This window comes from Streptomyces sp. CNP082 (genome assembly GCF_059570535.1).
In genome coordinates this window covers 25,431-44,691 of the sequence record NZ_JCANSZ010000059.1, presented here as the reverse complement: position 1 = coordinate 44,691, position 19,261 = coordinate 25,431, and the positions used below count along the sequence as shown (strand labels likewise).

17 protein-coding genes are annotated in these 19,261 nt (G+C 71.6%); 3 read left to right on the top strand and 14 right to left on the bottom strand.

What is annotated here, in order from left to right; genetic code table 11:
* The 11 genes from B124_RS31380 to B124_RS31330 form a co-directional block, all read right to left on the bottom strand.
* The coding region (locus B124_RS31380; RefSeq protein WP_496506388.1) for an AMP-binding protein at positions 1–743 on the bottom strand (743 nt) is incomplete at its 3' end.
* 101 nt (positions 744–844) lie between these two features.
* Positions 845–2,884, bottom strand: coding sequence for an ABC transporter ATP-binding protein (locus B124_RS31375; RefSeq protein ID WP_496506395.1), 2,040 nt, complete (start codon positions 2,882–2,884; stop codon positions 845–847).
* Between the two features lie 42 nt (positions 2,885–2,926).
* Entirely contained in the window at positions 2,927–3,157 is a 231-nt protein-coding gene (locus B124_RS31370; protein WP_496506387.1) for an MbtH family protein, read from the bottom strand.
* A gap of 149 nt (positions 3,158–3,306) precedes the next feature.
* Complete coding sequence (locus B124_RS31365) at positions 3,307–4,608, bottom strand: sensor histidine kinase (protein ID WP_496506386.1); 1,302 nt, start codon at positions 4,606–4,608, stop codon at positions 3,307–3,309.
* Between the two features lie 9 nt (positions 4,609–4,617).
* Positions 4,618–5,271, bottom strand: a complete 654-nt coding sequence (locus tag B124_RS31360) for a response regulator transcription factor (protein ID WP_496506385.1) — start codon at positions 5,269–5,271, stop codon at positions 4,618–4,620.
* A gap of 248 nt (positions 5,272–5,519) precedes the next feature.
* The gene (locus B124_RS31355) at positions 5,520–6,329 is read right to left on the bottom strand and encodes an alpha/beta fold hydrolase (RefSeq protein ID WP_496506384.1); all 810 of its coding nucleotides are present in this window, start codon (positions 6,327–6,329) and stop codon (positions 5,520–5,522) included.
* Positions 6,330–6,420: 91 nt separating this feature from the next.
* Positions 6,421–7,725, bottom strand: a complete 1,305-nt coding sequence (dpgC, locus tag B124_RS31350; RefSeq protein WP_496506383.1) for a (3,5-dihydroxyphenyl)acetyl-CoA 1,2-dioxygenase DpgC — start codon at positions 7,723–7,725, stop codon at positions 6,421–6,423.
* A complete protein-coding gene (dpgB, locus tag B124_RS31345; RefSeq protein WP_496506382.1) occupies positions 7,722–8,384 on the bottom strand; it encodes an enoyl-CoA-hydratase DpgB in 663 nt (220 codons plus the stop codon). The genes dpgC and dpgB overlap by 4 nt, the downstream gene beginning before the upstream one ends.
* A gap of 14 nt (positions 8,385–8,398) precedes the next feature.
* Positions 8,399–9,529, bottom strand: a complete 1,131-nt coding sequence (gene dpgA, locus B124_RS31340) for a 3,5-dihydroxyphenylacetyl-CoA synthase DpgA (RefSeq protein ID WP_496506394.1) — start codon at positions 9,527–9,529, stop codon at positions 8,399–8,401.
* A 124-nt stretch (positions 9,530–9,653) separates the two neighbouring features.
* Entirely contained in the window at positions 9,654–11,018 is a 1,365-nt protein-coding gene (locus B124_RS31335) for an aminotransferase-like domain-containing protein (protein WP_496506381.1), read from the bottom strand.
* 182 nt (positions 11,019–11,200) lie between these two features.
* Entirely contained in the window at positions 11,201–12,319 is a 1,119-nt protein-coding gene (locus B124_RS31330) for a prephenate dehydrogenase (RefSeq protein ID WP_496506393.1), read from the bottom strand.
* 219 nt (positions 12,320–12,538) lie between these two features.
* On the opposite strand from B124_RS31330, the gene hppD reads away from it, so the two are divergent.
* A complete protein-coding gene (hppD, locus tag B124_RS31325; RefSeq protein WP_496506380.1) occupies positions 12,539–13,645 on the top strand; it encodes a 4-hydroxyphenylpyruvate dioxygenase in 1,107 nt (368 codons plus the stop codon).
* Entirely contained in the window at positions 13,626–14,762 is a 1,137-nt protein-coding gene (locus tag B124_RS31320) for an alpha-hydroxy acid oxidase (RefSeq protein WP_496506379.1), read from the top strand. The genes hppD and B124_RS31320 overlap by 20 nt, the downstream gene beginning before the upstream one ends.
* Positions 14,763–15,032: 270 nt before the next feature.
* Here the strand turns inward: B124_RS31320 and B124_RS31315 are convergent, their stop codons facing one another.
* Entirely contained in the window at positions 15,033–16,064 is a 1,032-nt protein-coding gene (locus B124_RS31315) for a ParB/RepB/Spo0J family partition protein (RefSeq protein WP_496506378.1), read from the bottom strand.
* A gap of 598 nt (positions 16,065–16,662) precedes the next feature.
* Entirely contained in the window at positions 16,663–17,355 is a 693-nt protein-coding gene (locus B124_RS31310) for an LmbU family transcriptional regulator (protein ID WP_496506377.1), read from the bottom strand.
* Between the two features lie 327 nt (positions 17,356–17,682).
* Here B124_RS31310 and B124_RS31305 point away from each other — a divergent pair, with 327 nt between their 5' ends.
* A complete protein-coding gene (locus B124_RS31305) occupies positions 17,683–18,015 on the top strand; it encodes a DNA gyrase inhibitor YacG (RefSeq protein ID WP_496506376.1) in 333 nt (110 codons plus the stop codon).
* A gap of 23 nt (positions 18,016–18,038) precedes the next feature.
* Here B124_RS31305 and B124_RS31300 read toward each other — a convergent pair whose 3' ends face one another.
* Positions 18,039–19,046, bottom strand: coding sequence for a sigma factor-like helix-turn-helix DNA-binding protein (locus B124_RS31300; RefSeq protein ID WP_496506375.1), 1,008 nt, complete (start codon positions 19,044–19,046; stop codon positions 18,039–18,041).
* Positions 19,047–19,261: the final 215 nt, after the last annotated feature.

Here is a 19,261-nt window from a genome sequence, read left to right as displayed (position 1 = left end):
ACACTGGCCACCGACACACCCGCGCTGCGGATCATCTCCGCCAGCGCCGCCGGCTCCACCCGCTCCTCACCGGCGGCAACCGCCAACGTCCCACCGGCCGCCAACGTGACCGCGACATCCAGCACCGCCGCGTCAAAGCTGAACGACGCGAACTGCAACGCCGTCACGCCCTCGGCGACNCCCAGGACCGGCCGCATCGCCTCCGCCAGATTCGCCACGCCTCCGTGCGGGACTGCCACCCCCTTCGGCCGGCCCGTGGAACCGGAGGTATAGATCACGTACGCCAACTGCTCCGGCTCCACGGCCGTATCCAGTGGCTCCGCCGGGTGGACGGCGATGTCCTCCGCGGCGTCGTCCAGCGACACCACGTGCCCCGCGGCTTCCGCCACCAACCCCGCATCGGCATCGGCCGCCAGCACGACCGTGGCCCCGCTGTCGGCGATCATGAACGCCCGGCGGTCCGCCGGGTACTCCGGATCCATCGGCACATACGCGCCCCCGGCCTTCCACACCGCGAGCATCGCCGCCACCATTTCCACACCACGTGGCAGACAGAGCCCCACCCGCGATTCCCGGCCCACACCGAGCCGCCGCACATACCGCGCCAACCGGTTCGCCCGCCGATCCAGCTCCCCGTACGACAGCGCCTCGGCCCCGCATCGCACGGCGCACACACCCGGAGTGCGCCGCACCCACTCCTCGAACCGGTCCAGCACCGAACCGGCGCTTCGCGAATCAGACATTCTGCGGGCTCCACTGGCTCAATCAAGCGACATCGGTCATGGCGATACGGACTACGCGACGCGTGCGCGCCCGCTGCCTGCGGTTGACGGGATCCGTGGGTCTAGCGCGGCCCCGGGCCGTGCAGGACGGGGCCGGGTCCGCCCATTCCGGGGCCGGGGCCCATTCCCGGCCCGGGGCCGATGAGTATTCCCTGCGGCGGGCCGTCCATCAGGGGCTCCAGCGTCGGTGCCGTTCCCGGCGCCGGCGTGTCGCCGTTCTTCGGCTGGCGGGAGAACTGGGTGCGGTACAACTCGGCGTAGAGGCCGTCGAGTTCGAGCAGTTCGTCGTGGGTGCCGTACTCGTGGACCTGGCCCTGGTCGACGACCAGGATCTGGTCCGCGTCCCGGATGGTGGACAGCCGGTGGGCGATCACCAGCGACGTCCTTCCGGTGAGTGCCGTCTTCAGGGCCCGCTGCAGCGCCGCCTCGGACTCGGAGTCCAGATGGGCGGTCGCCTCGTCGAGGACCACGATCGGCGGGGCCTTGAGCAGGAGCCGGGCCATGGCGATGCGCTGCTTCTCACCGCCGGACATCCGGTAGCCGCGATCCCCGACGAGGGTGTCGAGGCCGTCGGGCAGCGACTCGATCAGGCTCCAGATCTGGGCCGCTTCACAGGCTTCGATCATGTCCTTCTCGGTGGCGTCCGGGCGGGCGTAGTGGAGGTTCCGCCGGATGGTGGTGTGGAAGAGGTGGGCGTCCTGGGTGACCATGCCGACGGTGTCGCGGAGCGAGGCCAGGGTGAGGTCGCGGAGGTCGTGGCCGCCGATCCGGACGGCGCCCTCGCCCGGGTCGTAGAGCCGCGGCACCAGGTGGGTGATGGTCGTCTTGCCGGCGCCCGAGGGGCCGACGAGCGCCGTGAGCTTGCCCGCGGGGGCGGTGAACGTCAGGCCGCGCAGCGTCCACGAGTTGTCACCGGCCTGCGGTGCGGGACCGGCGAGGGACTCCAGGGAGGCGAGGGAGACGTCTGCCGCGGACGGGTAGCGGAAGGAGACTCCCGAGAACTCGATCGCCGGCGCACCCGCCGCTGCACCGGCGGCGGGCAGGGCACGGGCGTCCGGCTTCTCCTGGATGAGCGGCTTGAGGTCGAGGATCTCGAAGAGCCGGTCGAAGCTGACCAGGGCCATCAGGATGTCCCGCTGGGCGCCGGAGAGCTGGTTGATGGGCGCGAGCAGCCGGGTGAGCAGCGTGGCCAGCGCCACCAGGGTGCCGATCTGGAAGACGCCCTCGATGACGAGGCCGCCGCCCAGCCCGTAGACCAGCGCGGTGGACAGGGAGCCGACCAGCATCATCGACAGGAACAGCAGCTTGGAGTACACCGACGCGCGGACACCGAGGTCGCGGCCCTTGCCCGCGAGATCGGCGAACATGCCGTTCTCGGTCTCGGGCCGGCCGTAGAGCTTGGCGAGCAGCGCCCCGGTGACGTTGAACCGCTCGCTCATGAAGGCGCCGATCTCGCCGTTGACCTGCATGTGTTCGCGCATGACGCGCTGCAGCCGGTGACCGACGACTTTGCCGGGGAGGATGAACAGCGGGAGCATCACGAGGCTGATCAGCGTGATCTCCCAGGAGAGGTAGAACATCGCGCCCAGCACGAGGAGTGCGGTCAGCCCGGCGGAGACGACGGTGGACAGCAGCGACGTCAGGGCCTGCTGGGCGCCGACCACGTCGGTGTTGAGCCGGCTGACCAGCGACCCGGTCTGCGCGCGGGTGAAGAAGCCGAGGGGTTGACGCTGAACGTGGTCGAAGACCTCGGTGCGCAGGTCGTAGATGAGCCCTTCGCTGACCTTGCCGGAGAGCCATGCCTCCGCGAAGCCGACGACGGTCTGCAGGAGCGACAGGATCGCGACGGCCACGGAGATCCATACGACGACGGAAGTGTCCCGCGGCATGATGCCGTTGTCGATGAGGTATTTGAAGAGAATGGGAATGGCGACCACGATTCCCGCGTTGAGCGCGGTGACCGCGAACAGCGTGGAAATTCTGAACCGGTGCGGCCGGGTGTAGGGAAGGATGCGCTTCGCCGTACCCTTCTTGACCTTCTGCCTGGTGACCGAATCCGGCCCGCCGGCGCGCATGATGACCGGCCCGGAGCCGCCAATCATGGCCACGGATTACCTCCACTGCTCGTCGTCGGGCCGGGGCTCCTAGCGGGAAGCGGCCTGCTCGTGCCGGTCCATCTCTTCGATCAGGCTCTTCGGCCGCATGTCCGTCCAGTTCTCCTCGATGTAGTCCATGCACGCCTTGCGGCTTTCCTCGCCGAACACGGACTTCCAGCCGGCGGGGACTTCGGCGAACGCGGGCCAGAGTGAATGCTGGTTCTCATCGTTGACCAGCACCAGGAAAGAGCCGCTCTCGTTGTCGAACGGATTCGCCATGACCGCTCCCGTCGGTGGGGTTTCCTCAAGCCGGAACACACACTAACCAGGCGGCCAGAAGGCGACAAGGTTGGACAACGGGAAGGTGTCCAACTGTGAATTATTCGCAGTTGGACGGGTGTTATTTGCGGGAAACGGAAAGGGCCGTCTCAGAAATGGGCGGGAGCGGCGCCCGGCTCCGCGAGCCCGGCCAGCCGGCCGTTCTCGCCTGGCCCGTCGTCGCACAGCGGGAAGGCGGCGGTCACGGCGAGCCCGCCCTCGGCTCTGGCCTCGGCGGTGAGTGCGGCGTCGTGGGCGACGGCGATGGAGCGGACGATCGAAAGGCCCAGCCCGTGGTGGCCGTCGCCGGCGGTGCGGCGGAGCCGCTGGAACGGGTTGAAGAGGCGCTCGACCTGGTCCGGCGGGACCGTGGAGCCGGTGTTGCGGACGGTGAGGAACGCGCCCCCGTCCCGTACCCCGGTGGCGATTTCGAGGCTGCCACCCTGGACGTTGTAATCGATGGCGTTGTCGAGGAGGTTGGCGACCAGCCGCTGGATGAGTGCGGAGTCGCCGGAGATGCGGGCCGGTTCCATGACCGCCTCGACGGCCAGCTCGCGCCGGCCGATCTCGGGCCGGAACGCGGGCAGGACCTCGCGGGCGACCTCGGCGAGGTCGAGTGGTTCCGGGTTGTCCGGGCCCCGGTCGCTGCTCGAGAGGGTGAGGAGCGACTCGAGGAGGGTGGCCTGCTGCTTGCTGATCTTCAGCAGCCGCTCGAAGTTGGCGCGGAAGGATTCGAGAGTGGCGCCGCGGTCGATGAGGGTCTCCTCCAGCAGCGCGTGTTCGAGGGTGAGCGGGGTGCGCAGCTCGTGGGCGGCGTTGGCGACGAACCTCTTCTGGGAGTCGAGCGCCGTCTCCAGCCTGCCCAGCAGCCCGTTGACGGTGTCGGCCAGGTCCTTGAGCTCGTCGGGCGGGCCGCCGGTGGCCAGGCGCTCGTGCAGGTTGCGTGCGGAGATGTGGCGGATGGTGCTCGTCATGGTGCGCAGCGGGGCCAGGACGCGGCCGGCGACCACCCAGCCGAGTCCGATGGCGATGACCGACATGATGGCGAGGGCGAGCCCGGACTGCATGAGCAGCCGGTCGAGCATCGCCTCCCGCTGGCGCGACGCCTGCTGGCGCATCCCCTCGACGATGCCGCCCTCCTGGCTGCCGAGATCCTCGTCCAGCCGGTAGGTGCGGGTGTCCGCCTGGGCGGAGGACTCGGAGGAGCCGTACTGCACGTCCTTGAACGTCACCAGACCGCCGGCGGGGTGGGCGACGAGGAGGTACGTGATCGCCAGCAGCACGGCGCCGGAGAGCACGAACAGCGAGCCGTACAGAAGGGTGAGGCGTACCCGGACCCGCCGGGGGGTGAGCTGCTCGGACATCGCGCCGACGCGTTTCAGGACGGCCAGGTGCAGTGTCGACAGCCCCATGGGCGTACCTCAAATCCGGTAGCCGCTCCGCGGCACCGTCTCGATCACCGGGGGCAGACCGAGCTTGGAGCGCAGGCGGTTGATCGTGGTCTTCACCGTGGTGGTGAACGGGTCGGCCGCCTCGTCCCAGACCCGTTCGAGGAGTTCCTCCGCCGACACCACCCGCCCCTGGGCGGACAGCAGGCACTCCAGGACGGCGAGTTCCTTGGGGGTGAGCGTCAGGCGTTCGCCGCCGCGGGTGGCGAAGCGCTGGGCGGGGTCGAGCCGGAGGTCGCCGTGTTCCAGTACGGGAGGGACGGCCGGCTGGGCGCGGCGGGCGAGGGCCCGCAGCCGGGCGACCAGCTCGGCGTAGGCGAAGGGCTTCGGCAGATAGTCGTCGGCGCCGAGGTTCAGCCCTTCGACGCGATCGAAGATCGTCCCGGAGGCGGTGAGCATCAGCACCCGCGCGTGGTGGGGCTGGGAGACCAGTTCCTTGCACACGTCGTCCCCGTGGACGCCGGGGAGGTCGCGGTCGAGCACGACGACGTCGTAGGCGACGGTCATCGTGCGCTCCAGCGCGTCGGACCCGTCGTACACGACATCGACGGCCATACCCTCCCGGCGCAGCACCCGTGCCACCGAGTCGGCCAGCTCAGCGTGGTCTTCGACTACCAGAACCCTCATCAGCGGCACCTGTCGGCACTCTCGCGGGCGCATGGCGAGGATCCGGCGGATGGACGTTCGTGAACGGCCATCACGGCTGACGATCCCCCACCGTGCGTCACACTGCGGTCACAGCGCTTCACTTCGTCGTGTTCCCGTGCTCGGTTCGAACCGCCTTCAGATTAGCGCGGCAGGGCGTAAGGCCGGGGTTTCAGCGGACGGTTCCGGACGGGGCCCTCCTGCTGGTGGCGGCCACGGGGAGGCGGGTCTCAGGCCGGGGTGGCGGCGAAGAAGTCGAGGACGGCCGCGTTGACGGCGTCCGGCCTTTCCAGGTAGCCGTAGTGGCCGCAGCCGGGGATCTCGACGTACGTGGCGCCGGGGATGGCAGCGGCGACCTCGCGCGACAGGTGCGGGCGGATGACGAGATCGTCACCGAAGCCGATGACCAGGCACGGGCAGGAGATGCGCGGGTACGCACCGAGCCGGTCGGCCGTCGTCTGCAGATCCAGTTGCCCTCGGAAAGCCGACGTGTCGACGGCCGTCATCTCGAAGACGTCGAGCCAGTCCCGCAGCGTCGCCTCGTCGTTCAGCGTCTGCGGGGAGAGGTTCTGGAGGGCGTTGACGTACGCGGCGTAGCGCGCGGGGAGCTTCACGCCGCTGTCGCAGAGGTCGAGTTCGGCGGCGGTCATGGCCGAGACCAGGCCGTCGGCGCGCCCGGTGGGTGCCATGAGGACGGCCTGGCTGACGAGTTCGGGACGGGCGAGGAGGAGTTCCTGGACGATGCTCGCGCCGAGGGAGAAGCCGACGACGCGGCACGGGCCGAGGCCCAGATGCTCGATGAGCCCGGCGATGTCGGCGGCCATGTCGCCGAGGGTGAAGCCTCCGGGGCACGGGTCGCTCGGGGGGATGCCCCGGTTGTCGACGGTGATCACCCGGTGGCCCGCGGCGGTGAGGGCGGGCACCTGGTGAGTGCGCCAGATGCGGCCGGGGGCGCCGGTGCCGGTGACCATGACGACCGGCTGCCCCGTGCCGTGGTCGTCGAAGCCGAGGGTGATCCCGTTGATCCGGGCGGTCGGCATCGGGCCTGCTCCTTTCCGTTGATGGCCCGCGGTCCCTTCGGCGGCAGGTGCGCCCGCGGCAGCCGGGGCGCCCGGCTGCCGCGAACAGTGGTCACGCCGGGCGTCGGGCGAACCGGCCGGCCTTGCCGACGACGTCGGTGCCGTGGATCCGCAGGGCCTGCTGGAGGGCGAACTCGGCCATGTAGCACCGGAATTCGTCCGGGGGCTCTTCGGCGAGGTTCAGCATGTGCCGGTTGGGTACGACGGCGGGGGCGCCGAGCCGTTCGACGGCGGCGGCGATCGCCGCGTCCATCCCGGCCGGCTCGACAACCTCGTCGAGCACCAGCCGCGCGTCGGGGTCGGTCGCCGGCAGCCGGCGGTCCTGCAGGATGACCTGCCGGGAGATCCGCGGGCCGGTGTGCCGGCCGAGACGGTAGTTCCCGGCGCCCGGCACGATGCCCTCGCGGGCCGCCGGCAGCGACACGTAGGCGTCCGAGGCGGCGAGCACGTGGTCGCAGACGAGCAGGAGTTGCATGCCGCCGCCGATGGCGAAGCTGTCGACCGCCGCGATCCAGGGTTTCGCCACGGTGCGGGAATGCCAGGACGCGCCGCCGGCGCCGCGCACCCCGCGGACGATCTTGTGGATGTAGCCCAGCTCGCGGCGGAGCAGGAAGCCCACCAGGGAGATGCCGCCCGCGTGCAGGCTCTTGAGGTTGATGCCGGCGCTGAAGACGCGCTTGCCGCGGTAGCGCGGATGCGTCATCTCGCCGCCGCGCAGGACGGCGACCCGGACGCGGGGGTCGAGCAGCGCGAGGTCGACGGTGGTCTCCATGTCGTCGACCTGCTGCTCGTCCTCGGCGTTGAGGCAGTCCTCGCGGTGCATCGTCAGATACGCCGCGCCGTCGCGCCGTTCGAGCCGGACCGAGTCGGTGTCGACCAGGCCGGTCTCGGTGAACCGCGGCAGCAGCTCCAGCGCGCGGGGCGTGGGGCGCAGCATGGCGTCGAGCAGGTGAGGGCCTGCGGCCGGGGAGGCGAGCACTGCCCGAAGGAAGATGCCCTGGTCGATCTCGTGCCCTTCCTTGTCCGCCTGGATCCGGTCGCGCTCGGCGGCCAGTTGCGCTGCGGTGGGTACGAGCCCGGGGTAGGTGACAGCAGCGGCGGAGACCAGGTCGGCGATCCCCAGGGGTGTGGTGCGGCCGTCGGTGAGCCGGTCGTAGACGGCGGCGACGTGGGCGTCGAGGAAGGCGGTGCGCAGCGCGCGCGCCTCGTCGAGGACCCCGGCGGCGCGAGTCCGCTGTGCGGGTGTGCGGTCGGCGGGCGGCGGCAGTGCGGCGATCTTCTCCTCGGCCCGGGCGAGCGCGGCGCCGGCCTCCGGCCAGCCGTCCCGGGCGGACGCCGGCCGCCGGTCGGCGTTCACGAGGCCACCCGGACGGCGTCCGCCCGCAGGAGCCGGTCGCAGGCGGCGAGGTGCTGGCCGAGCGCGTCTTCGAAGCTGGTCGTCGTGGCGTCGAAGAGCAACTGCCGGCGGATGGCGACCTCCTTGCCGGACAGCCCGCAGACCAGCCCGGCGGCTGCGGCGACGCCGCTCGCGGGGTCCGCGGCGAGGTCGTCGACGAGACCCAGTGTCTGTGCCTCGGGGGCCTCGATGGGCAGGCCGAACAGCACGGCCCGGCGGATACCGGCGGCGCCGGCCAGTTGGACGAGCCGGTAGCTCGCCATGCCGGGCCAGGTGGCCTGCCCGTCGCGGGCGACGAGCAGCCGGGCGCCGGGGGTGGCCACGCGGATGTCGGCGGCGAGGAAGGCGTCCAGCGCGGTGCCGCCGCAGTCGCCGCGGGCGACCGCGACCGTGGCTGCCGGCAGCCGTTCGAGCCGGCGCAGTGTCCGCTCCCACTTGCTGACCAACTGCACGTCGAGCCCTGCGGTCCAGCCCGCCCGGGGGGTGCCGGTGACGTACACCGTGACGATGCCGGCGCCACCGCGGTCCTCCGCCTCGTCGCAGAGCGCGGCGAGATCCTTGACGGCCGCGGCCGTCGGCGGCTCGGCCCCGTCGACCCTCAGCGTGAGCGTCTCGCTCATCGCACCCTCCGCGCTCACCATCGGACCAGCGCCGTTTCGATCGTGGAGCCCGGGCCCATGGTCATGAACACACCGTGGTCTCCGGGGCGGGTGACGCCCTCGTCGAGCAGCCGCTCGTAGGAGAACAGGAACGAGCCGCTGGAGACGTTGCCGTAGTCGCGGAGCACACCGACCGTGTGGCGGACGTCGTGCCGGGTGAGCCCGAGGTTGACGACGACGGCGTCGATCACCTTCTTGCCGCCGGAGTGCACCAGCCAGTGCCGGATGTCGCTGCGGCGCAGCCCGGTGTCCTCCAGCAGCCGGTCGACGACGGTTTCGGCGTGGGCGCCGACGACGTACGGGATCAGCGGGTCGAGGAAGAAGCTGAACCGGTCCTGGGCACGGTCCCAGTCGTAGCGCATGGCCTCCAGCGCCTCGGGGATGAGGCGGCTGGCGAACTTCAGGAGGTCCGGGCCGCGGGCGCCGTCGGGGCCGGCCGCGGGTGCGCCGGACATGACCGCGACGGCGGCGGCACCGTCGCCGAAGAGGCTGTTGACGACGGCGGTGCGCATGGTCTGGTCGAAGGCGTACGCCGCGGAGCAGGCTTCGGCGCAGAGGACGACGGCCAGTTCGCCCGGGTGTGCGGCGGACCAGCCGGCGACGACGTTCAGCGCGTTCAGCCCGGCGTTGCAGCCCATGCCGACGATGTCGGACCGGCTGCAGTGCGGGTCGATGCCCAACTCGCGGATCAGCAGCGCGCTGAGGCCGGGGGTGAGGAAGCCGGTGGACGTCACGCAGCACAGGTGGCCCAGGTCCGACAGCTCGTGGCCGGCGCTCTTCAGGCAGGCGCGGAGGGCTTCCGCGCCCATCTCGATCGCCGTGGCCTTGTGCTTGTCGAGCAGGTCGCCCTGCGGCTCGGAGCAGCGGACGCCGTGCTCGTCGGGGGCGGGCAGTGTGAGATGGCGCCGTTCTATCGCGCTGTTGAGGAAGACGGAGCTTACCTTGGGGTCGGTGATGCCGAAGGCGTCGAGCACCTCCTGCTGGGTATACGTGGTGGGGGTGGCGGCCGTGCCCACCCCGAGGATGCCGGTCCGGCAGGAGCCGGTCGCCGGTGCTGCCGCGGACCGCGGATCCAGGAGCTCCGCACGCTCCACGCCGGTGGTCATCGGAAGGTCCACCCCCACATGCGCTTCCTGCTACGCGGTCGTTGCGCTGTGCTGATGCCGTTCACGTGCGGTCCTTTCTCGCCGGAGTCGGACGGGTGAGGGAGGAGAGACCGGGGTCTGCGGGTCACCCGGCCCGGGCCTCGGCCTCGATGAAGCGGGCGAGGCGCGCGGTGCCCTCGTCGATCTCCTCGGTGGTCAGATAGCTGATGGAGAGCCGGATGGCCCGGTGGCCGCCGCCGTCGCCGGGGTAGAAGTGGCTCATCGGCGTCCAGATGACGCCGAAGTCCTGGGCGGATCGGGTGAGCGCGGCGTTACCGGCGTGGAAGGGCACCTGCACGGTGAGGAAGAAGCCGCCCTCGGGCCGGTTCCACCGCACTCCGAGCGCGTTTCTGCGGTCGGCGGGCAGCCGTGCGTCCAGGGCCCGGAGCACGGCCTGCATGGCGTCTCCGTAGTGCTCGGCCGCGGGGGCGTTGAGTTCGGAGACGAGCCCCTGCGCGGCCAGCAGCGCACCGGCGACGGCCGCCTGGCTCAGCGACGGGGTGTTGACCGTCACCATGCTCTTGATCTTGGCGAGTTCGTCTGCGAGCAGGCTCGTGGCGCCGGAGTCGTCGACGACGGTCTGGTCGGCGATGACGAAGCCGACGCGGGCACCGGGGAAGACGGTCTTGGAGTACGAGCCGATGTGGACCACGCGGCGGGTGCGGTCGAGGGACTTCAGGGTCGGCGCCGGCGGACCGGGGCTCACCAGCCGGTACGGGCTGTCCTCCAGGATGAGCAGGTCGTGGCGGGCGGCCAGGTCGAGCAGGTCCGTGCGGGCCTGGGGCGTGAGCGTGCTGCCGGAGGGGTTGGAGTGGTCGGGGACCACGTAGAAGGCACGGGGCCGGCGCCCGCGCGCCTTCTCCGCCAGCACCGCGGCTTCGAGGTCGGCGGTGTGGAAGCCGTCGTCGCGCTCCCCGACCGGGTGCACGGCGATGTCGAGCACCCGGGCCGCCCCGGTGATGCCGACGTAGCAGGGGCTGGCGACCATCAGCACGTCGTCGGGACCGGCGATGAGCGCGCGCAGCACCAGCAGCATGGCCTCCTGGGCGCCGACGGTCACCACGACGGACTCGGCCGGCACGTCGATGCCCTCGTCGGCGCGCAGCGACTCGGCGACGATCCCGCGGATCTGACCGGCGGTCGGGCCGTACTGGTAGAGGGCGGTGCGGATGTCCTCCGGGGTGCCTCCCTGGGCGGCGAGGTGATGGAGGTAGGTACGCATGTGCGTGAAGACCTGCTCGATGTCGAAGAACCCGTCGTACGGCCGGCCGGGGGCGAAGGAGATCGCCTCGGGGTAGCGGAGCGTGATCTCGTTGAGGAAGTTCATGGTGTCCAGCACCGGGTCGGACACGCTGCCGTGCAGCTCGGCCCTGCGCAGCGGGCGGGCAGGCGGAACCGGCGGCGGCGGTGCGGCACCGGCGACGGGTGCTTCGGGGCCCGGAGCAGCCATGGAATTCCCCCACGCGAAGGCAATTGATGACGTCGTGTTCCGGCGCTTAGAAAAGCACGTCCCCGCATATTTCGACAACGCCGTCCAAGAGAGCAATCTGCACACTTGGACACGCGCGCACTCGCTTGGACAATTCCTGCAGTTGGACGATGGCGTACGTGAACGTGAAAAGGTCCGGAAGGTCATCGGGGAGCGGGCGCGAGTTCGGCTTCTCCGCCATCGGTCTCCGCATCCCACCCGTCGGCCCTGAGTTTCGCCGCGATTCGGCCGGCGTCGGGCGAGGGCACGGGGCACCGTACCGTGAATCCGCCGTCGGCGGCGGTGTCCACCGACGCCCTCTCGGCGTCCACGCCGAGGCCCGTGACCGCCCCCAGGAAGCGGCCCAGCTCCCCCGGCCGGCCGGAGACCGCCACGCGCAGCGCGGGGGTGTGCCCGGGAGGTCCGGGGCGGGCGCCGGGGATCTTGCCGAGGCCCGCGATGCCGCGGTCGAGCAGGTCGACGACGGTCCGCAGGGCCTCCTCGCGGTCCCCGGTGCCGTGCCCGGCCAGCGCGTCGAGCGCCGGCACCAGCCGGGTGAGGTCGGCGTGCACGTCCCGTACGACCCCGGCGAGAGCCGGCGCGTTGGTGGCGAGGATGTCCGCCCACAGCCGCGAGTCGCCGCCGGCGATCCGCGTGACGTCGCGCAGTCCCTGGCCGGCCAGCCGGGACACCCCGGCGGGGCCTTCCCGCAGCCGGGCGGCCATCAGGCTGGCCAGCAGATGGGGAACGTGGGAGGTCAGGGCGACGGCGTCGTCGTGGGCGCGGCCGGCCATCACCAGCGGGACGGCGCCGCACAGTTCGGCCAGCCGGCGGCCCCGCTCCAGGGTGGCCGGCGAAGTGAGCCGCGAGGGCGTGAGCACCCAGGGGCGGCCCTCGAAGAGGGTGCCGCGGGCCGCGAGCGGGCCGGAGCGCTCACGGCCGGCCAGCGGGTGCCCGCCGACGTAACGCGCGGGCTGGGGCGCGGCGTTCAGCGCCACCTGTTCCGGCACCGCCTTCACGCTGCCCACGTCGGTGTACGCGCGGGCGAGGCCGCGCCGCTGCACGTCGACCAGCACCCCGCCCACCTTGCTCGGCGGGACCGCGATCACCGTCAGGTCGACCGGGCCGGGCGGCTCCTCGGCAAGTCCGGCGCCGAGTGCGGCGGCTGTGCGGGCTGCCGTGGCGTCGCGGTCGGAGAGGTACACGGCCAGTCCCCGGCGGCGGGCGGCCAGGGCCACGGAGGTGCCGATCAGACCGGTGCCCACGACGGCTATGGAGCGAATCACCAGACATCCCCTGTTCGCGAGAACCTCATCGAAGAATTGCACTGGGCGGCACCGGCCGGAAAGGCGTGGACCGAAGGGGGGAAACGGCGCTACAGCTTATGCACCGGAGCCGCCGACCAACAGGATGTGAGTCCAGAAAAGACGCACGTAGCCAGATTCGCGGCCGGTCGCCTACAGTCCGGGAAACGCATGCCACTTCGCGACCGGAGGACAGTCATGCACGATTTCAGCGATGCCGGAGTTCCCTTCGGCGACGTATCCATCGACTACGTCGAGATGTACGTCGGGAGTCTGGAAGCCGCCGCCTTCGACTGGGTCGACAAGTACGCCTTCTCGGTCGTCGGCACCGGCGGCTCCCCGGAGCACCGCAGCATCGCGCTGCGCCACGGCCGCATCACCCTCGTGCTCACCGAGGCCACCTCGGACGACCACCCCGCCTCAGCGTACGTCCAGGCGCACGGCGACGGCGTCGCCGACATCGCGCTGCGCACCGCCGACGTGCGGGCCGCGTGCGACACGGCGGCGGCCGGCGGCGCCAGAGTGCTGCGCGGGCCGACCGCACACGAGGGCGGGGGACCGGCCGTGACGGCCGCGATAGGAGGGTTCGGGGACGTGGCGCACACGCTCGTGCAGCGCGCTCCCCGGGAGGGCGCGGGGCTGCCCGTGGGGTTGGCGCCGACGCTGCGGGAAGACGACGGGCGCGCCGGCGCGGTGGGGCTCCACGAGATCGACCACGTCGCGGTCTGCCTGGACACCGGCAGCCTCGATCCCACGGTCGACCTCTACCAGCGGGCGCTGGGCTTCGAGTTCGTCTTCGAGGAGCGCATCGTGGTCGGCTCGCAGGCGATGGAGTCGAAGGTCGTGCGGAGCGGGTCGGGCGCGGTGACGCTCACCCTCATCCAGCCGGACCCGACGGCGGATCCGGGGCAGATCGACGAGTTCCTCAAGGACCACCAGGGCTCCGGGGTGCAGCACCTGGCCTTCTCCTCGGCGGACGCGGTGCGTTCGGTGCGCACGCTCGCGCGGCGGGGCGTCACGTTCCTGGCCACCCCGGGCTCGTACTACGACATGCTCGGCACGCGCATCCCGTCGCTGAGCCAGCCGCGGCTGGCGGACCTGCGGGCGACGAACGTGCTGGCCGACGAGGACCACGACGGACAGATGTTCCAGATCTTCACCGCCTCCACCCACCCGCGGCACACCCTGTTCTTCGAGGTGATCGAGCGGCAGGGCGCGCAGACCTTCGGCAGCGCGAACATCAAGGCCCTGTACGAGGCCGTGGAGTTGGAGAGGACCGGCCAGCGTGGGCCGTCCCGGCGCTGACCCCCCGGGCCACGCGGCGCCCGCGCTCGCGGACGTCGAGCGTGCCGCCGCCGAAGTGCTGCCGCCCGAGGTGCGCGACTTCGTGGCGGGGGGCAGCGGCGCGGAGACGACACTGGCGGCCAACCGGGCGGCGCTGGACCGGGTGTGCGTCGTGCCGCGCGCGCTGCGGGACGTCTCGCGGTGCACCACGGAGTCGACACTGCTGGGGCGCCCGGTGTCCATGCCGGTGGCGGTGGCGCCCGTGGCGTACCACCGGCTGGTGTGCGCCGAGGGCGAGACGGCCGCGGCGCGGGCGGCGAAGGCGGCGGGCGTGCCGTTCACGGCGAGCACGCTGAGCAGCGTGCCGATCGAGGAGATCACGGGTGTCGGCGGCACGGTCTGGTTCCAGCTCTACTGGCTGCGGGACACGGTGCGGACCCTCGATCTGGTGCGCCGGGCGGAGGAGGCCGGCTGTACGGCGGTCATGCTCACGGTCGACGTGCCGTGGATGGGCCGCCGGCTGCGGGACGTACGCAGCGGGTTCGCGCTCCCCCGGCAGGTGCGCGCGGCTCACTTCGCCACCGCGGAGTCCACGGCCCACCGGCGCCGCCCAGGTGCCTCCGCGGTTGCGGCGCACACGGCGGAGGCGTTCTCGCCGGCGGTCACGTGGGAGTCGGTGGCGGCGCTGCAGGCGCACACCCGGCTGCCGGTGATCCTCAAGGGCGTGCTCGACGCCCGGGACGCGCGCCGCGCGGCGGAGTCGGGTGTGGACGCGATCGTGGTCTCGAACCACGGCGGGCGGCAGTTGGACGGCGCGGTGCCCAGCATCGACGCGCTCCCGGACGTCGCCGCGGCGGTGGCGGGCGGCTGCGAGGTGCTGATGGACAGCGGCGTACGCGGCGGGACGGATGTGCTGCGGTCCCTCGCGCTCGGCGCATCCGGGGTGCTGGTGGGGCGGCCGGTGATCTGGGGACTGGGCGCGGCCGGTGAGGCGGGTGCGCGGCGTGTGCTGGAACTGCTGGGTGACGAACTGCGCGACGCGCTCGGGCTCTCCGGTTGCACGGGTGTCGCGGAGGCCCGCGGACTGCGCACCGTACGCGGCGCGCCGAGCGAAGGCTCCCGTGGAGCAGCGCCCTAGCCGTACGCCCCCGGGCATGGCCGCGGCCCGGGTCCGCCGGCAGGGCGGTGGGCCCGGGCCGTCCAACAGCTCGTTTCGAGTAGTTGGACACCCGTGAATTTTCACGAACAAGGGGGCAGGACATGCGCGTCTTCATCCCAGCACCATGACGAAGACACGCATGCCGCACGGGGACGGCTGCCGCTTCCGACGGTGTTCACCCTGCTTTTCCGTCCCGCCGTCTGCCACGTTTCCCCACGGCGGCTCCTCGGCGTTCGGAGGACGCCCCGGTTACAGCGGCCGGACGCTTTCGCGTTCCATCCGCATCGCGATATCCCTCCAGATCCCGGCGCATTCGCGCGCCAGTTGGGCGACGACACCGCGGCAGTGCGCGGGCACGTTGCCGATGATCTCCTCCCAGTCGTCACCGGTGAGCGTGTGAATGTGGAGAAGCCGAAGGAGCGTACGGCCGGTTTCGCTCAGCCGCAGCGCCGGATCGGCCTTCAGCCGGTTCACGGCCGAGCCGCGGTCGTCGACCGTTATCCGGACCGCGGCTGCCGTCGTCGCAACGCCCGCGGACACGGCCACCACCTTCGGTCTGCCTTCGATACGGGCCGTACTCCGCTGCCGCGGCACCGGCACCGGTCCCTCTCCCCTGCGCATGCGGTTTCTGACATCCCTGACCGTTTCCGGGGAGATCCCCGCGGCCCTGGCAACCTGCCGCAGCGACAGGCCCGGATTCTCGGTGATCATCCGGCTTGCGATCCTGCGCCCCTCGCTGCCGTTGAGAGGACGGATGCGGCCGTCCTGACCGACCCGGTGGCCGGTGGCGGCGGTGTCCGCCGACTCGCGCCGGCGAATGGCCGCGACGGTCGCCGGGGCGATGCCCGTCACCGACGCGATCATCCGGTCCGACCACTGCGGATGCGACAGTATGACCCTGCTCGTGGCCCGCTTCCGGTCCGCCATCGTCAGCGGCAGCCCGTGGGCGATGTTCGACTCGACGGCGAGGACGAACGCGTCCGCCTCGGTCCCGTCGAAGAAGCGGACGGCGATGGTGTCCTGACCGCGGAGCTCGGCGGCCCGCAGTCGATGAAGTCCGTCGATGACCCGCATGGTCGCGCGGTGTACGACGATGGGCGGCAGTTCGGCTTGTGCCTGCGCCAGTACTCTTACATGCTCTCGGTCTTCTCCCGAAGTCCGAGGCGAGCCCGCTCTGCGTAATCTGCGGACTTCGACCTCGACCGGCATCTGATCGAGATGCCCCTGCACGGACGTCAACTTCAATTCCTCCCCGATCCAACTTCCGGTGAGCCGGGCCATGGCCCGAACCCATTCGTGCGATTACCGGAACTCGAACAATCCCTTGACGCAGCCGTACTGATGTGGTCGCCAACTGAACCGGCGGCCGAGAGGTCAGACCTCTCGGCCCAGGGGAAGTGAGGGTGATCGGAATGACGTCTGATCGACACGGAGACCCGGCCCCGCAGTCGACGCCATTCGGCTCTCCCCGTTGCTCGGCTTCGCTCCCGGACGAAGCGAGTGAATGTTCCCCCGTTCGGACAGCGACTCTAACAGCGCGGGCCGCGATCAGACACCCCACGCCTCACCGAACACACGCCACCACACGGGGAATTTGACATGTGCTGCACATGACTGCCGGTCAAAATCACAGCTCGCTCGGGGTGGAGGGCGAGAATCCGGATAGTTGACGCCTCAAGAACCCCGTGAGTCACCAATTAGCCGAAAGTCCGACGGGGCGAGAGCGGGCTGGAATCAAGCCTGTTGTCCCGCCGGCGGGACAACTCAGGGGAAGCTGACCAGGAGCTACCGGAATGGAACATTCTATCGAACGCGCGTGCACAGGGACAGGCCCACTTCGCCAACACCGCGCTCTCCGCCCGGAGTTCCGCGCCCGCGGTCACCCCGAGGCGTCCGCAAAAGGCTCCTCTGCCGCCTCGTCCAGCATCAGGACCATCCATTCCCTCAGCTCCAGACCGACGGCCTCGGCAGCCTTCTGCCACCGCACCCGGCGCTCCGGCACAACGCTCATCTGCACGAGCGACGCACCCGCCCCCTCCACGGCGGACCGGCGGCTCTCCCGGATCTGTCTGCGCAGCTCGCTGCGCGTCCACCGGCCCTGCGCCGCCCGGGTCAGCCACTCGTCCTGCTCGGCCACCGGCATCCCGGCGACCTCCGCGTGATGCTGGAAGCTGAGCTTGTCCCGCCGTCTCGAAGGAGCGAATTTACCTGCCACCCAGGCATAGTTGCGAAGCGTCTGATAATCAAAGGAAGTCTCAGCCAGCGCACGTTTGTAGCGGTCCGGATAGTGGTTCCTGCCGTAGATGAGCCAGTCGCCGAGCCACCAGGCGGAAGAATCCGCGATAACGAAGATCTGCCGCCCCAGATGGCTCCATTCGGCCAGCGGCAGGCCGGGCGGAAGGGACAGCGCCGTACGGCGCGTGGTGGAACGGCCGGTCACGGACAGGCGGTTGGCGGGCCGCGACGGGGACGGGGACGCCGGCATCGACGCCTGGCTTGCGGGCGGCTGGCCCGAAGCGCGGACCGCCGGGTTCGTCGCGTGGCCGGATCCGCGCGTCTCTTCCCTGGACATGCTGCGCACCTCACCTGCCGATCTGCGACGCACTTCCCCGTCAACCCGGCCGGACGGCCGACCGCCCGCTCCCCAGGGCCGCGGCCCGCCGACCGGGGCCGCACGCGGTCAACCGTGCTGATCCCATCATCGGTGGCGGCAGGTTGCAGCGCGGTGACAGCGCTCCCCTCCTGCACCTGCTCTCACCTCAACCACCGCTGCGGGCGGACCGTGGGTTGCACCGCGGTTACAGCAGGCGTTCCGGCGCAGTAACCCTCCCCCCGATCTACTTGTCACCAAACCCCGGGCCGAAGGCGCCGGCTCCGCCGCGCCGGACGAGGAGGATCCATGGTCACTCAGACCCGGTACTGCGCCGAGTGCGGTACCGCGTTCACCTGGACGAGCAGCAGCCCCAACCGGAAGTTCTGCGGGCCGCGGTGCAAGGCGCGGTGGTGGCGCGGCCAGCACCGGCGGGCCGCCGCGGGCGCCGGCGGCGCGGTGCCGCGAGCGGCGGGGCCCGTGCCGCCGGCGGTGGAGCCGCCGGGCCTCGGCACCGCGCACGCGTGCCCCAACTGCGGGCAGCAGCTCACGGTGGTGAGCTTGGTGGTCCCGGTCGAGGACACCCCCGAGACGGCCGACGCGGAGCCGCCCGCGTGGGTGTTCGCGGCGGATCACGGCTGAGCGGCCGGCCCGGCGGCGGGCGGTCAGCCGTCGAGCAGCCGCAACACCAGCCGGCCGAGGTGGTCCGGGTCGGCGATCAGGTCGATGCCGACAATGGTGCCGTCGGCGACGACGAGGACGAACGCGATCCTCGCCCGCCCGTCGTGCATCCACACCAGCCCCGGTGCACCGTCCACAAGTGCCGGGCGGGCGGCTCTGAGCCGCTCCGTGAAGACATCGGCGACCGCCACCGCCCCGCGGACCTCCGCCGCCGCACCCGCGGCCACCGCGGCGGCATCGGCGCGGAGCACCACGTCGGGATCGAGCAGCGGGAGGAGCGCGTGGAAGTCCTTCCCGCGCACAGTGCCGCGGAACGCGCCGGTGATCGCGCTCCAGCGCACGGTGACGCCCCAGTCCGCCGGCTCGCCCATGGCCGCATCGGCACTTGGGGCGCGGGTGCCGGCAGAGCGTGCGCCGGGCGCGTCCGCCAAGGGATGGCCGTCGTCCGCGCTGTCGGTCACGGGGCGCTGCAGCCGCCGCCGGGCCCGGCGGGCCAGTTGCCGGGTCGCGGCCGGCGACCGCCCCACGATCGGCGCGATCTCGTCGTACGGGATCGCGAACAGGTCGTGCATCACGAACGCCAGCCGCTCCGTGGGCGGCATCGAGTCGAGCACGGCGAGCACCGCGGTGCCGACGGCGTCCCCGCGGACGCCTTCCCGGCGCGGACCGGGAGCGCCTGCTCCGTCCGCCTCCGCACCGCCGATCGCCACTCTTGCAGCATTCAGCGCATTTATGTCGCCGGTTGGGCTGAGCAGGTCCTCCCCCTGCGCCGCCCGGGCCCGGAGGACGTCCAGGGAGACCCCGCCCACGACCGTCCGCAGCCAGCCGCCGAGGCTCTCCACCCTGTCCGGTCCCGCGCGGATCACCCGCAGCCATGCCTCCCGCACGGCTTCCTCGGCCAGCTCGGCCGAGCCCAGGACCCCGCGGGCGACCGCGTGCAGATGCAGGCGGTGCTCCTCGAAACGCAGGGCCAGGAACTGGTGCTCGTCCATCGGGTCCTTCCTCCGTTCCACCGTGGCACCACCGTGACCAGCGGAGCGCGGCTGATGTGACAGCGCGGCGGTCACGGCGCGATCGGCGGGGCCGGCGGGCCGCCGCGGGGGGCCTGTGGATAACTTCCGGCGCCGTCGTCCCGGCGCCGTAGGATCTCCGTGAGATCGCCCGGAGGTGCGAAGTGGCCGTGGACGAGACCCCCGAAGCAGACAGG